The sequence below is a fragment of the Rahnella sp. PCH160 genome (assembly GCF_047784855.1).
Classification (GTDB): Bacteria; Pseudomonadota; Gammaproteobacteria; order Enterobacterales; family Enterobacteriaceae; genus Rahnella.
Genome location: NZ_JBLOGT010000001.1, coordinates 2132205 through 2146353, shown reverse-complemented (window position 1 = coordinate 2146353; position 14149 = coordinate 2132205). Strand labels below are relative to the sequence as shown.

The window sequence follows — 14149 nt, the reverse complement described above, 5'->3', positions numbered from 1 at the left end:
TACTGACGAACATCAATTTTTCTTTATAGTTAAGAGGTTAAATTTCACAGCAGTGCTATACATAACGTTGTCTTCCTTAAAATTTTCCGAGGGTTAGAATGAATAAAACTAAATTGATGCAGGCAGCGCTGGTCGCCGGTGCCCTGATTTTGGCCGGCTGTACCAGCCACGTCACGCAAAAAGAAAAATTCTCAGGTTTCCTTGGTGATTACTCCAATCTGAAAGAAACGAAAACAACATCGGGAACCCCGGTATTACGCTGGGTAGACCCTTCCTTTAAAGCATCAAATTATTCCTATCTGAAATATGAGCCGATTACGTTCTACCCGGAACCGCAACCCACCGCGCAAATCAGCAAAGAGACGCTGCAGGGTGTACTTGATTACGCAAACAGCCGCATGAAACCTGCACTGGGTCAGCGTCTGCAACTGACCGATCACGCTGGCCCGCGGACTCTGATTTTCCGTGGTGCGATCACCGGTGTGAATACTTCGGCGGAAGGCTTGCAGTTCTATGAAGTCATCCCGGTCGCACTGGTCATCGCCAGTGCTGAAACGGCCAGCGGACACCGTACGCGTGATACCGAAGTTTACTTTGAAGGCGAGCTGATTGACGCCAGTACAGGCAAACCGGTGTTTAAAGTCGTGCGCAAAGGCTTTGGTAAACAGGTTTCCAATGACACCCAGAAAGTCAGTGCGAATGATTTGAAAGTCGTGGTTGATGGTCTGGCAAACGACGTAAAACTGTTCCAGTCGAACTAAGTCAGACGCGTGAGTCCGCGTTTTGAGAGGCAGCCAGAGGGCTGCCTTTTTTATTTTCCTCATACCGCTTTCTTCACACCGCGCTGTTCATAAATTCCCGCAGCCAGATATGCGCAGGGTCGCGGTGCGAGCGTTCGTGCCAGTACATGTACATTTCAAAACCGGGAACTTTCACGGGCGGTTCAATAAGTTGCAACGCGGGGTTGTCACGCACCAGACGCTCGGGAAGCATGGCGACTAAATCTGTGGTCAGCAGCACCTGAATCACAAACAGGAAATGCGGCACGGAGAGTACCACCCGCCGCGATAATCCGGCCTCTGCCAGTACGCTGTCGGTGATGCCCTGAAATCCACCGCCATCGGGCGAAACGATTACGTGCTCAAGTGAGCAAAACACCGGCATAGTGACGGGCTGTTTGAGCTGCGGATGCCCTTTTCTGCCAACCAGCACATAGCGCTCAGAGAACAATAATGTACTGTGCAAATCCTTCAACACCGCTTCCCCCGTATGAAACGCCAGATCCAGCTCTCCACGCTCCATTTTTCGCATAATCCGCAGCGGCGATGTCTCAAAAATCGCCAGTTTTGTTCCTGGCGCAGCCACGCGTAACGCCGCAAGCACAGGCAACACAATGGTGGATTCGCCATAATCCGCCGCGCCCAGATTCCAGGTATTCACTGCCTTCGACGGGTCGAAAACGTCACCGGCAGAAACCGCAGACGCCAGAGCGGCCAACGCCCGTTGCAGAGGTAGTCGTAATTCATCAGCCCGCGCTGTCGGACGCATTCCGCGCGGGCCCGGCAGCAGTAACGGATCGTCAAAAAACTCACGCAATTTAGCCAGCTGAACGCTGATTGAAGGCTGGGAAAGGTTCAGCCGCTGCGCCGCCCGCGTGACATTGTGCTCCGCCAGCAGGACATCCAGCGTGAGCAATAAGTTGAGATCCAGTCGGCCGAAATTGTTCATAACTATACCTGGTATATTTTAAATTCATTTTAACTATACCTGACGGCGACCTACTCTGCTTTCATCACTTAACGGAGAGTTCGCCATGAATATTTTAATCGTCTACGCCCATCCGGAATCAAAATCGCTGAACGGTTCGCTGAAAGATTTCGCAGTAGCACATCTGCAAGCCGCAGGCCACAACGTGGAGGTTTCCGACCTGTACGCCATGCAATGGAAAGCTCCGCTGGACGCCGCTGACAACACGGCGCCTTCACCGGACATGCCTTTCAATCCTTCTCAGGATTCACAGCGGGCGTTTATCAACGGGACGCAAAGCCCGGACATCGCCGCCGAGCAGGAAAAGCTGCGTTGGGCGGATACCGTGATTTTCCAGTTTCCACTGTGGTGGTTCTCCATGCCCGCTATCATGAAAGGCTGGGTGGAACGGGTTTACGCCTACGGATTTGCATACGGCGTGGGCGAACATTCGGACACGCACTGGGGCGACCGTTACGGTGAAGGGAATATGTCGGGAAAACGCGCCATGCTGATGGTGACGACCGGCGGCTGGGCACCGCATTACAGCCCCCGCGGTATCAACGGATCTATCGACGATTTGCTGTTCCCGATCCATCACGGGATCCTGCATTATCCGGGTTTTACCGTGCTACCGCCGCTGGTGTTCTATCGCACCGGCCGCACGGATGAAGCGCGCTTTCATCAGCTCTGTGATGAACTGGCGACCCGGCTGGATACGCTGGAAACCACAACACCAATCGCATTCCGCCAGCAAAATGGCGGCGACTATGAAATTCCTTCACTGACGCTTAAAGCCGAAATCACACCGGAAAAAACCGGGTTTTCAGCGCATTTGAAATAGCATTCTGAGAGGTTTCAAACATAAAAAAACGCCAGCAGGTCTTGCGATCCTGCTGGCGTTTTTGTGGCGCTAAATTTTAGATTTCTCTAAAACTTATTCCCATTCAATCGTCGCCGGTGGTTTACCGGAGATGTCATAAACAACGCGGGAAATGCCGTTAACTTCGTTGATGATGCGGTTGGAGCAGCGGCCGAGGAAATCGTATGGCAGGTGCGCCCAGTGCGCGGTCATGAAGTCGATGGTTTCTACTGCGCGCAGTGAAACAACCCAGTCATATTTACGGCCATCACCCATCACGCCAACGGAGCGGACTGGCAGGAAGACGGTGAATGCCTGGCTGACTTTGTTGTAAAGGTCGGCTTTATGCAGTTCTTCGATGAAGATAGCATCGGCGCGACGCAGCAGGTCACAATATTCTTTCTTCACTTCACCCAGTACGCGAACGCCTAAACCCGGCCCCGGGAACGGGTGACGGAAAAGCATGTCATACGGCAGGCCGAGTTCCAGACCGATTTTGCGCACTTCGTCTTTGAACAGCTCTTTCAGCGGCTCAACCAGACCCAGTTTCATTTCTTTCGGCAGACCGCCCACGTTGTGGTGCGATTTGATGACGTGTGCTTTACCGGTTGCAGAAGCGGCAGATTCAATCACGTCAGGGTAGATGGTGCCCTGCGCCAGCCATTTCACTTTATCCTGCTTACAGGCTTCTTCGTCGAAGACTTCAACGAACACGCGGCCAATAATTTTACGTTTGGCTTCCGGCTCATCAACGCCTGCCAGTGCTGACAGGAAACGGTCTTCCGCGGCAACGTGAACGATGTTCAGACCGAAACGGTCACCGAACATTTCCAGAACCTGATCCGCTTCGTTAAGACGCAGCAGGCCGTTGTCCACGAACACGCAGGTCAGACGGTCGCCGATGGCGCGGTGCAGCAGCATAGCGGTCACGGAGGAGTCAACGCCGCCGGACAGGCCGAGGATCACGTGATCGTCGCCAATCTGAACGCGCAGGCGCTCCACGGCGTCTTCGATGATTTTCGCTGGCGTCCACAGAGCTTCACACTCGCAGATGTCCATAATGAAACGTTCGAGCAGTCGCAAGCCCTGACGGGTGTGCGTGACTTCCGGGTGGAACTGCACACCGTAGAAGCGTTTTTCTTCGTTCGCCATAATGGCAAACGGGCAAGTCTCGGTGCTGGCAACGGTCACGAAATCAGACGGGATGGCAGTCACTTTATCGCCGTGGCTCATCCAGACGTCGAGCAGCGGTTTATTGTTTTCGCTCAGGGCATCCTGAATGTCGCGGATCAGCGCGCTTTCAGTCTGAACTTCAACCTGCGCATAACCAAACTCGCGTTCGTTTGAACCTTCAACCTGGCCGCCTAACTGCATTGCCATGGTTTGCATGCCATAGCAGACGCCCAGAACCGGCACACCGGCTTCGAAGACATAATCAGGGGCGCGCGGGCTGTCATGCTCGGTGGTACTTTCCGGGCCGCCGGACAGGATAATCCCGTTCGGATTGAATTCGCGGATTTGGGCTTCGGTTACGTCCCAGGCCCAGAGTTCGCAATAGACACCGAGTTCACGCACGCGGCGGGCAACAAGTTGGGTGTACTGGGAGCCGAAATCGAGGATCAGGATACGGTGCTTGTGAATATTTTCGCTCATGAGGGGCGTTTTCCAGAAAGCAATAAAAGCGTTAAAACAACAGGTTAAATATTTCTTTATGCATTAAAAGCAGACAGCGAGCTATTTGCTCGCTGTCTCAGGGGATTAGGAACCCATGCGGTAGTTAGGCGACTCTTTGGTAATCGTCACGTCGTGCACGTGGCTTTCCTGAATCCCTGCACCGCTGATACGGACAAATTCAGCCTTGGTGCGCAGGTCGTCGATGGTAGCACAACCGGTCAGCCCCATACAGGAGCGCAGACCGCCCATTTGCTGGTGGATGATCTCTTTCAGACGGCCTTTATAAGCCACGCGACCTTCGATACCTTCCGGCACCAGTTTGTCAGCGGCGTTATCAGTCTGGAAGTAACGGTCAGAAGAGCCTTTGGACATCGCACCCAGGGAACCCATGCCACGGTAAGATTTGTATGAACGCCCCTGATACAGCTCGATTTCGCCCGGAGATTCCTCAGTACCTGCCAGCATACCGCCGACCATCACGCAGCTTGCGCCTGCAGCGATAGCTTTGGCGATGTCGCCGGAGAAGCGGATACCGCCGTCAGCGATAACCGGAATACCGGTGCCTTCCAGCGCTTCAACTGCGTCAGAAACCGCAGTAATTTGCGGAACACCGACGCCGGTGACGATACGGGTGGTACAGATTGAACCCGGGCCGATACCGACTTTAACCGCGCTCACGCCCGCTTTAGCCAGTGCCAGAGCACCTGAGCCCGTCGCGACGTTACCGCCGATGATTTGCAGATCCGGGTATTTTGCGCGGGTGGCGCGAATACGTTCCAGAACGCCTTCGGAGTGACCGTGAGAAGAGTCGATCAGCAGAACGTCAACGCCCGCCGCAACCAGAGCATCGATACGCTCTTCGTTGCCAGCACCTGCGCCAACCGCAGCACCGACGCGCAGGCTGCCCTGCTCATCTTTACAGGCGTTTGGTTTACGTTCGGCTTTCTGGAAGTCTTTGACGGTGATCATACCGAGCAGATGGAATTGCGCGTCAACAACCAGCGCTTTCTCTACGCGTTTTTCGTGCATTTTTTGCAGGACGACTTCGCGGGCTTCGCCTTCTTTCACGGTAACCAGACGTTCTTTCGGCGTCATGACCGCGGTCACAGGCTGTTCCAGATCGGTCACGAAGCGCACGTCACGACCGGTAATAATACCGACCAGTTCGTTTTCTTCGGTCACAACCGGGTAACCGGCAAAACCGTTAATTTCGGTGAGTTCTTTAACCTGACGCAAAGTGGTCGCCGGAGTGACCGTTTTAGGGTCAGCAACTACGCCGCTTTCATGCTTCTTCACGCGACGGACTTCTTCCGCCTGACGCTCAATAGACATGTTCTTATGAATGAATCCGAGGCCGCCTTCCTGCGCCAGAGCAATCGCCAGATTCGCTTCAGTCACGGTATCCATTGCTGCGGACAGCATAGGGATATTCAGACGGATTTTAGCGGTCAGTTGAGTACCGAGGTCGGCAGTATTAGGCAGAACTGTGGAGTGAGCTGGAACAAGGAGAACGTCGTCGAACGTTAGTGCTTCTTTTGCGATACGTAGCATGGGCAATATCTCACCAAGGTGGATGCGGAAAAGATAAAATATTGCAGCGGGAGTTTACAGGTGAAAGGGCATCCCGACCAGCACTATTTGAAAAAACTTCTTGATTACCATTTTAGGGTATGTAGTATCGCTCGATTAAGTCTCTGTTTTTGAATTTGATCTGGATCACATGCCACTACCTTCTTCGCCTCCTATTTTTACCGTAAGCCGCCTCAATCAGACGGTCCGACAGTTGCTGGAAAACGAAATGGGTCAGGTCTGGCTCTCCGGTGAGATCTCAAACTTCTCCCAGCCTTCCTCCGGCCACTGGTATTTTACGCTCAAAGATGACCGCGCCCAGGTCAAATGCGCGATGTTCCGCAATACCAATCGCCGCACTACGTTTCGTCCGCAAAACGGTCAGCAGGTTTTGGTCCGTGCGACCATTACTTTGTATGAACCGCGCGGCGATTATCAGCTGATTGCCGAGAGTATGCAGGAAGCCGGTGACGGTTTATTGCAGCAGAAATTCGATTTACTGAAACAGCAGCTGGCCGCCGAAGGCTTGTTCGACGCGCAGTTCAAACAGCCGCTGCCCTCGCCTGCGAAATGCGTCGGGGTCATTACTTCAGCCAGCGGTGCCGCGTTGCACGATGTGCTGAACGTACTCAAACGCCGCGATCCTTCCCTGCCCGTCATTATCTATCCGACCTCCGTTCAGGGCGTGGATGCGCCGGGGCAAATTGTCCGTGCCATTGCGCTCGCCAACGCCCGCGAAGAAGTGGACGTGCTGATTGTCGGGCGCGGCGGCGGCTCGCTGGAGGATTTGTGGAGCTTTAACGATGAACGCGTGGCGCGGGCGATTTTCGCCAGCCGCATTCCGATTGTCAGCGCCGTCGGCCATGAAACCGACATAACTATTGCCGACTTTGTTGCGGATTTACGCGCCCCAACACCGTCGGCCGCCGCAGAACTGATCAGCCGTAACCAGCTGGAACTGCTGCGCCAGATTCAGTCGCAACAGCAACGCCTTGAAATGGCGATGGATTATTATCTCGCACAGCTGGCGCAGCGTTTTTCCCGTCTGAATCACCGCCTGCAACAACAACATCCGCATTTACGTCTCGCGCGCCAGCAAACGGCGTTGTTCAAACTGCGCCGCCGTCTGGATGAAGCGATGCAAAACCAGGTGCGTCAGCAACTGCGCCGCGCAGACAGGCTGCAACAGCGTCTTAATCAGCAGCAGCCGCAACCGCGCATTCACCGCGCCCAGCAACGTGTTCAGCAGTTGCAGTACCGGTTACAGCAGGCGATGTCATCACAGCTGGCAGAAAGCCGTCAGCGTTTTGGTACGGCCTGTACGCAGCTCGAAGCGGTCAGCCCGCTGGCGACGCTGGCAAGGGGTTACAGCGTGACGACCACGCCGCAAGGGACATTACTGAAGAAAACCACACAGACTGCACCCGGTGAAATGTTGAAAACACGGCTTGCCGATGGCTGGATTGAAAGTGAAGTGAAAGCGGTCGTGGCGGAAAAGAAAACGCGGAAACGTGCAGTCTGATTATCGCTTGTAAAACCTCTTCCCAAGCTCCCCCTTCGCAGGGGGAGTTATCTGCAAAGCTTACAGATTATAGCTACTGGTCTTCACACCATTTACCCAAAGCTCACGCGCTTCGCCTTGCGGCAGAACAATGTTCAGGGTTTTCCACGCCGGTTTGAAATCGCCGCGCTGAGTCAGCGTGATATCAATACGCTGTTCGTTACTGGTAATTTCCCAGTTCACCCACAGCGCATGATTTTGCTCCCAGCGGTGGCTTTCGCCATCATCTTCAAACAGCATCCCGCTTGATTGCGCCTGACCGATTGCCGGATAAACATGCAGCTCACGCAGCATATCGCGGCTGGCGTCAACGTGCGCCAGACGGCAGGATTGCGGCAACGCAGCACCGGCGCGCACCAGCAGAGGAAGGTGATCCAGCGGTGCATCACGCGTAATGGTCTGACCACCGGCAAACCATTCGCCGGTATAGAAATCACACCAGCCGATGCCGTTATCTGGCAGATACACGCTGCGTTCGCGCTGACCCTCTTCGACAACGCTCGCAACCAGTAAATCGCGCCCCATCAGGAAATCATCCGTTTCGGCGAACGTATTTTTATCGTGCTCGTGATCGAGAAACGTCGGGCGCAGCATCGGTTCATCTTCGGCATGTGCCTGCCACAACAGCGTGTAAAAATACGGCAACAGGCGGTAACGCAGGCGGATCGCGTCGCGAATCATCGGCGTCACCTGCGGGTACATCCACGGCTCATTCACGGTGTTATCGTCATTCCAAGAGTGAATGGTGAAACGCGGATGCATCACGCCGTTTTGTACCCAACGGACAAACAGTTCAGCCTCCGGTTTATCGCCGGAGAACCCGCCGACATCATGCCCGACGTTGTACAGCCCGGACAAACTCATCCCGATGCCCATACGCGTGTTGTAACGCAACGTCTGCCAGTTGGTACGATTATCGCCGCTCCACGTCTGCACATAACGCTGCATTCCCGCACAGCCGGAACGCGAAATCAGGTACGGACGGGTTTCCGGCGCAAAGTTTTGCTGCGCTTCAAACGACGCACGCATCATAAGCAGTGGCATAACCGGGCGGATGTGTTTGATGGCGATCGATTTACCGAAACCGTGGCAGCGCGCGTCGCTGTCCCAGACTTCATACTCGTTGTTGTCGTTCCAGGTCGAGCCGATGCCTTTTTCCAGCAACTGCTGCGTCACACCTTTTTGCCACCAGCGCACGGCGGACGGATGCGTGAAATCGAGATGCGAACCTTCGTCATCCCAGAAGACCGAGCGCTCAGGCAGGTTGCTTTCGCTGTCGCGAATAAACAAGCCCTGCTCCGCCACCTGCCCGTACTGCGGGTGATCCTGCAACAAACACGGTTTAATGTTGGCGGCCAGACGGATACCGGCGTCGAGAAACGCTTTCGACATCACTTCTGGCTCAGGCACTTTGTCGTAGTTCCAGTTGAACACGTAACGTTTGTTGCCAATCGACGTGTAACCCGATGAAAGCTGAAAGGAATCGCACGGAATTTCATGCTGCTGGCACAGCGTGATGAATTTCATCAGCTGCTGCTGGGCATCCGGCGCGTCGGTGTAATACATGGTCGAACCGCTGTAACCGAGACTCCATTTCGGGCCAAACGTAGTTTTACCGGTCAGCTTCACCAGCTTTTTGGTGACCTCCAGCGACGTCGGGCCGATGAACAGGTAGTAATCCAGGTCGCCCGCCTCAGCGCTGAAACGGCGGTATGGCAGATGGTAGTTATCCAGCTCATTGCCCAAATCCAGCCAGACATTGCTGAGATTGTCGTAGAACAGGCCGAAACTGACGTCGTTCCGGCGCGTCATCGTAAACGGAATATGTTTGTACAACGGGTCGGTGCTGGCCGCGTTATAACCCATCGCATCGAGATTGCGCATTTCGAAACGGCGGCCGCTGCGGTTGAGATCCCCGGCTTTTTCACCCAGTCCGTACACACTGTCCTGCTTTTCACGCAACTGGAAATGCGCCGAGGCATCGCCTTTCACCGCCAGCATATACGCGCCGGTTTTGCGGTCACTGACCAGCGGCAGCCATTCGCCCGTCGCATTTTTATGTTCCCACTCCAGCCATAGCGGCTGATGAACCGTGACGCGCAGCGCCTCAGTCGTTAACGTCAGCGAGTCTTCGCCTTGCGACAGCTGGAAGCCCGGCTGCGAAAAACCGTCGTTACTCAGGCGGTCACGTCCTTCCCACGGCACATCATTTTCCAGCGCGATGCTCCAGGTTCTGTCCAGCGCCAGCTCGCCGTTGCGCTGAATAAAGACGCGAATCAGCCCCTGCTCAAGCACCCGCAGACAAAACAGATGCTTACCTTCCACACGCAGATCCACACCTGCGTTGTCCTGCCCGGCAAGCTCCCAGTGTTTTAACGTTTTCATACACTCTCCCTTTTTGCCGGATTGCGGCGTTCTGCGATCAGGGCAATCAGGAATACGGCCCCAACCAAATCAAAGAATCCCATGGCGATAAACAACGGATTAAAACCAATCGTGTCGGCCACTGCGCCAATCAGCAGTGAAAACAGGAAGCTGGCAATCCACGCGGAAGAACCACGCATCCCGTTGACGGTCGCGACCTGACTTTTATCGAATGTTTCAACGACCACCGCGCTGAGCATGCAGGAAATAACCTGATGACCGAATCCGCCAATGGAAATCAGTGCGATGGCGGCATACGGGCTTTGCGTCAGTGCAACGAGCGCCAGTGACAGCATCATGAATGCGCCGGTGACGGAGCTGGCCACGATGGAGTTAATGCGGGTACATCCGAAAACTTTGCGGTACAGCGTGGTGAGATAACCACTGGCAATACTGCCCAGATCGGCGGCCAGGAACGGCAGCCAGGCGAACATCACGATGTGCTTTAAATCCATGCCGCGCTCGTTGGCGAGATACAGCGGCACCCAGAAACTGAAGACGGCCCACGCCGGTTCAGCCAGAAATGCCGGGATGGCGATGCCATAGAATTTCTTGTTCTTGCAGACAATTTTCAGCGATTTAATGAACGGCAGGCGTTCCTGCTGCGGCTCATTGTCCTGGCGGATCAGCGCCAGTTCTTCCTTGCTTAAATTCGGATGCGTTTCCGGAGAATGGTAGAATTTCCACCACAGCAGAACCCACAGCATTGACAGTACGCCGCAAAACAGGAAAGCGCCGCGCCAGCCAAATGACATGTGCGCCACCAGAATAATTGGCGGTGCCAGCATCGCCCCGATGGAGAAACCCACACCCGCCCAGCCCGCAGCGACCGGGCGTTCTTTACGCGGGAACCAGTCGGAAATCGCTTTTGCGTTGGCCGGTGTGGCCGCCGCTTCGGCGCTCCCCATGAAGAAACGCAAAACCGCAAGCTGGATCCAGCTGCTGGCGCCCGCGTGCAACATACAGACCACGGCCCAGATTGATGCACAAATCAGAAAACCGAGTTTCAACCCGATGACGTCAATCAGCCAGCCGCACAACGGCTGGAATAGGGTGTAGGCCGCCTGAAACGCCGCCACGATGTATGAATATTGTTCGGTGGTCATGTTCAGGCTGGTTTTAAGTTCAGCAGCCAGTAAACCCAGAGAATTTCGGGTGACGTAGTTAACCGTCACACCGAGGAGGAACAGCGCCAGCATCCACCAGCGTAAAGCTTTAATTTTTCGACGTCCTGTAACGGCTGCCGTTTCGGTGTTGATTTGAATTGTCATGCCTGTTCTCCCACCCGTCGGCCATTGCCGCAGATGATGTGTTATTTAAGGTACTTCCGCAGAGTAGGCAGACGGATTTGTGAGCGAAACGTGATTTTTTGCAAAAGCTTTCACGCTATAACTTCGGGGCGAAACGAGTGCAGACAAAAGCTTCTCTGGCAGTCATCTACGTGGGTGAAAAATTTTGCAGGAGCGATTTTGAAGGAGATCACAGTTTGAAAGGAAAGTTAAATATCCAGCAAATTGCCGACCAGACGGGGCTGTCAATCAGTACAGTTTCGCGGGTTCTGGCCGGAAAAAATAACACCAGCAGCAAAGCACGCGATCGGGTTCTGGAATGCGCTAAATCACAGGGCGTTTTTGACGAACTCTCCAGCGGCAGGCTGATGCTCAACAATCTCATGATCTTCGCCCCGGCCCGTGCCTTTGATGTACGCAGTGATATTTTTTACTACAAGGTGATCCAGGGCATTCTGGCGTCCACGGCCAGTCACGAAGTCCGCGTGCGATATTGTGCGATGGAAGAAGAAAACGCCGACGCCGCACTGTTCATCGCCAAAATGACCGATCCGCTGACCGAGGCGGTTTTGCTGGTCGGCATTGACGATCCGCATATTCATCAACTGGCAGCTGAAATGGCAAAACCCTGCGTACTGGTCAATTGCCATGACCGGCATATGCGCCACGACAGCGTCAGCCCCGACCATCAGACGATGGGGGATTTCGCCTGCGATTATCTGTTCGCACAAGGCCATACGCACATCGTGACGGTGCAATGCCTGCGCCGTCATACCATGGAGTTACGCCTCACCGGCATTAAACAGGCGTTCGCCCGCAATCATCAGACCTTCAGCGACAGACTGCATTTGCTGAATACGTCAGGATTTGGTGCGCAGGAAAGCGAACAGGCCTTGCTCGAGTACCTGGATTCCCAGCCGCCGGAGCAACCGTTGCCCACGGCCATTTTGGCTGGTGGCGATTTTATGGCATCCGGGGTTGTCGCCGCGCTGGCGAAAAGAGGCTTATCGGTGCCGGGCGATATCAGCGTTATCAGCACCGACGGATTTAATCTGGCCGAAATTCACGACGTCCCGCTGACCGCCGTTCACGTTCCGCGTGACGAGCTGGGCGCAGAAGCTATCGCCCTTCTGCAACGCAGAATGCTGCGTCCGGATGCGCCCCATACCACCCAGCTATTGCAGGGAAAACTGGTGGTGCGCAACTCGGTTCGCAAAGCGACCGGACGGGCGATAACTCCCCGTTCGCACCTTTTGTATGATCCTGTGCCGGACAGATAAATCTCATCTTTTACGGGCATCACGCCGCGCAGTCCTATACTGTCTGAAGACGGCTAATCATTAGCCGCCTTTCAGTATCAGACGATCAGAACACCTTTCTTTCACCCACGGGTGACACTTGATAAGGAGATTCACGATGAATCACAGTTCAGCGAAGCGTTATAACAGTGTGATCCCGCCCTATATTCTCAACCGCATTATCGAGCACGGCACTGAGCCTCAGCGCAATTGTGCCAGACAAACACTGGTGCATGTAAACACGCTGATGGCGCAGCCTTACGCCAAACCGCAAAAAATCACTACGGCCAGAGCCGGGCAGGTCGAACGTGATATTTATGACGCGAAAAATTCTACGAAACTCCCCGGCGAATCGGTACGTAAGGAAGGTCAGGCCAGCAACGGCGATGTGGCCGTGGATGAAGCTTACGATTATCTCGGCGTAACCTATGATTTCTTCTGGCAGGCGTATCAGCGCAATTCCCTCGACAATAAAGGGCTGGCATTGCTGGGCACCGTTCACTACGACAAAGGCTATCAGAACGCCTTCTGGAACGGGCAGCAGATGGTGTTTGGCGATGGCGACGGAGAGATTTTCAACCGGTTCACGATTGCGATTGACGTTGTGGGCCACGAGCTTTCCCACGGCGTGACCGAAAGTGAAGCGGGTCTGGACTATAACGGGCAATCCGGCGCACTGAACGAGTCACTTTCTGACGTTTTCGGATCTTTGGTCAAACAGTTCCACCTGAAGCAAACGGCAGATAAAGCCGACTGGATTATCGGCGAAGGCCTGCTGGCAAAAGGCATTCACGGCACCGGTCTGCGTTCAATGTCGCATCCGGGAACAGCCTACGATGACCCGCTGCTCGGTAAAGATCCGCAACCGGCCGACATGCACGGGTATGTGAATACCCGCGACGATAACGGCGGCGTACACATTAATTCCGGGATCCCTAATCGCGCATTCTATCTGGCGGCAACCCAACTCGGAGGCAATGCTTGGGAGCGCGCGGGGTATGTCTGGTACGACACGGTGTGTGATAAATCCCTGCCGAAGAATGCTGACTTTGTGACTTTCGCTCAGCTCACGGTGCAACATGCCGGTAAACGGTTCGACGATACCGTTGCACAGGCGGTTCGTGAGGCCTGGGAGAAGGTCGGAGTGATGTAAATGAAACCTTTAGAGTCGCTGGAAAGCAATGCGGTGATCGAGATTTATCGCGAAGGCGGCATTGCCTTTATTCCTAAACTCAGCGGGCCCCGGCGGGTTGACCTTTCAGGAATGAGCGATGAAAAACGGCACGAAATCTGCCAGCTCATCAACAAAACGCTGCCCTATGCGCAGGAAAAAGAAAACGCCGGTCGCGGTGACCAGCGTTATTTTCGGCTGGAGATTTATTACGCCTCGGCGGAAACCACCGCCAGTCTGGTGGTGATTATTCCTGAAACGCAGGCACCGGAAGAACTCGTGGATTTATGGAAACAGGCACCGCCGGATGAAAATCACGCTTGCGAATAAGGGGAACAGATAAACTGCACCCGTTTTTTAGAAATCATTCCATGCCCGTTTTGGCAAAAATAATCGACCGCACCGCAGGCTTTCAGCTCCTGCAACGGCTGATGACAATCCGGGCATAACGCCGTTTGTGTGTAACTTGTTTGGCAGGGATCACAGTGAAAGTGACCACTCACCCAGTTCATCGGCTGACTGCAAACAGGACAATGTCCGTCCATCCTTTAATCC

The 14149-nt window shown here is 54.4% G+C and carries 12 protein-coding genes; 6 read left to right on the top strand and 6 right to left on the bottom strand.

Going from position 1 to position 14149, the window contains the following annotated elements; genetic code table 11:
• Window positions 1-98 precede the first annotated feature (98 nt).
• The gene (locus tag ACM5QY_RS10030; RefSeq protein WP_416120497.1) at window positions 99-761 is read left to right on the top strand and encodes a DUF3313 domain-containing protein; all 663 of its coding nucleotides are present in this window, start codon (window positions 99-101) and stop codon (window positions 759-761) included.
• A gap of 73 nt (window positions 762-834) precedes the next feature.
• Here the strand turns inward: ACM5QY_RS10030 and ACM5QY_RS10025 are convergent, their stop codons facing one another.
• Window positions 835-1728, bottom strand: coding sequence for a LysR family transcriptional regulator (locus tag ACM5QY_RS10025; RefSeq protein ID WP_416120496.1), 894 nt, complete (start codon window positions 1726-1728; stop codon window positions 835-837).
• An 85-nt stretch (window positions 1729-1813) separates the two neighbouring features.
• Here ACM5QY_RS10025 and ACM5QY_RS10020 point away from each other — a divergent pair, with 85 nt between their 5' ends.
• Window positions 1814-2590 (top strand): NAD(P)H-dependent oxidoreductase, encoded by a 777-nt coding sequence (locus ACM5QY_RS10020; RefSeq protein ID WP_416120495.1) that lies wholly within the window; start codon window positions 1814-1816, stop codon window positions 2588-2590.
• Between the two features lie 93 nt (window positions 2591-2683).
• Here ACM5QY_RS10020 and guaA read toward each other — a convergent pair whose 3' ends face one another.
• Both guaA and guaB read right to left on the bottom strand, forming a co-directional pair.
• The gene (guaA, locus tag ACM5QY_RS10015) at window positions 2684-4261 is read right to left on the bottom strand and encodes a glutamine-hydrolyzing GMP synthase (protein WP_416120494.1); all 1578 of its coding nucleotides are present in this window, start codon (window positions 4259-4261) and stop codon (window positions 2684-2686) included.
• Window positions 4262-4366: 105 nt separating this feature from the next.
• Window positions 4367-5833: an IMP dehydrogenase gene (gene guaB / locus ACM5QY_RS10010; RefSeq protein WP_192938052.1), complete on the bottom strand. Its 1467-nt coding sequence runs from the start codon at window positions 5831-5833 to the stop codon at window positions 4367-4369.
• A gap of 169 nt (window positions 5834-6002) precedes the next feature.
• Between guaB and xseA the strand changes: the two genes are divergently transcribed.
• A complete protein-coding gene (xseA, locus tag ACM5QY_RS10005; protein ID WP_416120493.1) occupies window positions 6003-7373 on the top strand; it encodes an exodeoxyribonuclease VII large subunit in 1371 nt (456 codons plus the stop codon).
• Between the two features lie 60 nt (window positions 7374-7433).
• Here the strand turns inward: xseA and ACM5QY_RS10000 are convergent, their stop codons facing one another.
• Both ACM5QY_RS10000 and ACM5QY_RS09995 read right to left on the bottom strand, forming a co-directional pair.
• On the bottom strand, window positions 7434-9797 hold the full coding sequence (locus ACM5QY_RS10000; protein WP_416120492.1) for a glycoside hydrolase family 31 protein: 2364 nt from the start codon (window positions 9795-9797) through the stop codon (window positions 7434-7436).
• A complete protein-coding gene (locus tag ACM5QY_RS09995; protein WP_416120491.1) occupies window positions 9794-11107 on the bottom strand; it encodes an MFS transporter in 1314 nt (437 codons plus the stop codon). Before ACM5QY_RS09995 ends, ACM5QY_RS10000 begins: the two co-directional genes overlap by 4 nt.
• 215 nt (window positions 11108-11322) lie before the next feature.
• Here ACM5QY_RS09995 and ACM5QY_RS09990 point away from each other — a divergent pair, with 215 nt between their 5' ends.
• The 3 genes from ACM5QY_RS09990 to ACM5QY_RS09980 all read left to right on the top strand — a co-directional run bounded on the left by ACM5QY_RS09990 (window position 11323) and on the right by ACM5QY_RS09980 (window position 13924).
• Window positions 11323-12405, top strand: coding sequence for a LacI family DNA-binding transcriptional regulator (locus ACM5QY_RS09990; protein WP_416120490.1), 1083 nt, complete (start codon window positions 11323-11325; stop codon window positions 12403-12405).
• Window positions 12406-12541: 136 nt separating this feature from the next.
• On the top strand, window positions 12542-13576 hold the full coding sequence (locus ACM5QY_RS09985; RefSeq protein WP_416120489.1) for a M4 family metallopeptidase: 1035 nt from the start codon (window positions 12542-12544) through the stop codon (window positions 13574-13576).
• Complete coding sequence (locus ACM5QY_RS09980; RefSeq protein ID WP_416120488.1) at window positions 13577-13924, top strand: protealysin inhibitor emfourin; 348 nt, start codon at window positions 13577-13579, stop codon at window positions 13922-13924. It begins immediately after the preceding gene.
• On the opposite strand, the gene ACM5QY_RS09975 is transcribed toward ACM5QY_RS09980, so the two are convergent.
• Window positions 13909-14139, bottom strand: a complete 231-nt coding sequence (locus ACM5QY_RS09975; protein WP_416120487.1) for a zinc ribbon domain-containing protein — start codon at window positions 14137-14139, stop codon at window positions 13909-13911. The two genes, ACM5QY_RS09980 and ACM5QY_RS09975, sit on opposite strands and share 16 nt — an antisense overlap.
• Window positions 14140-14149: the final 10 nt, after the last annotated feature.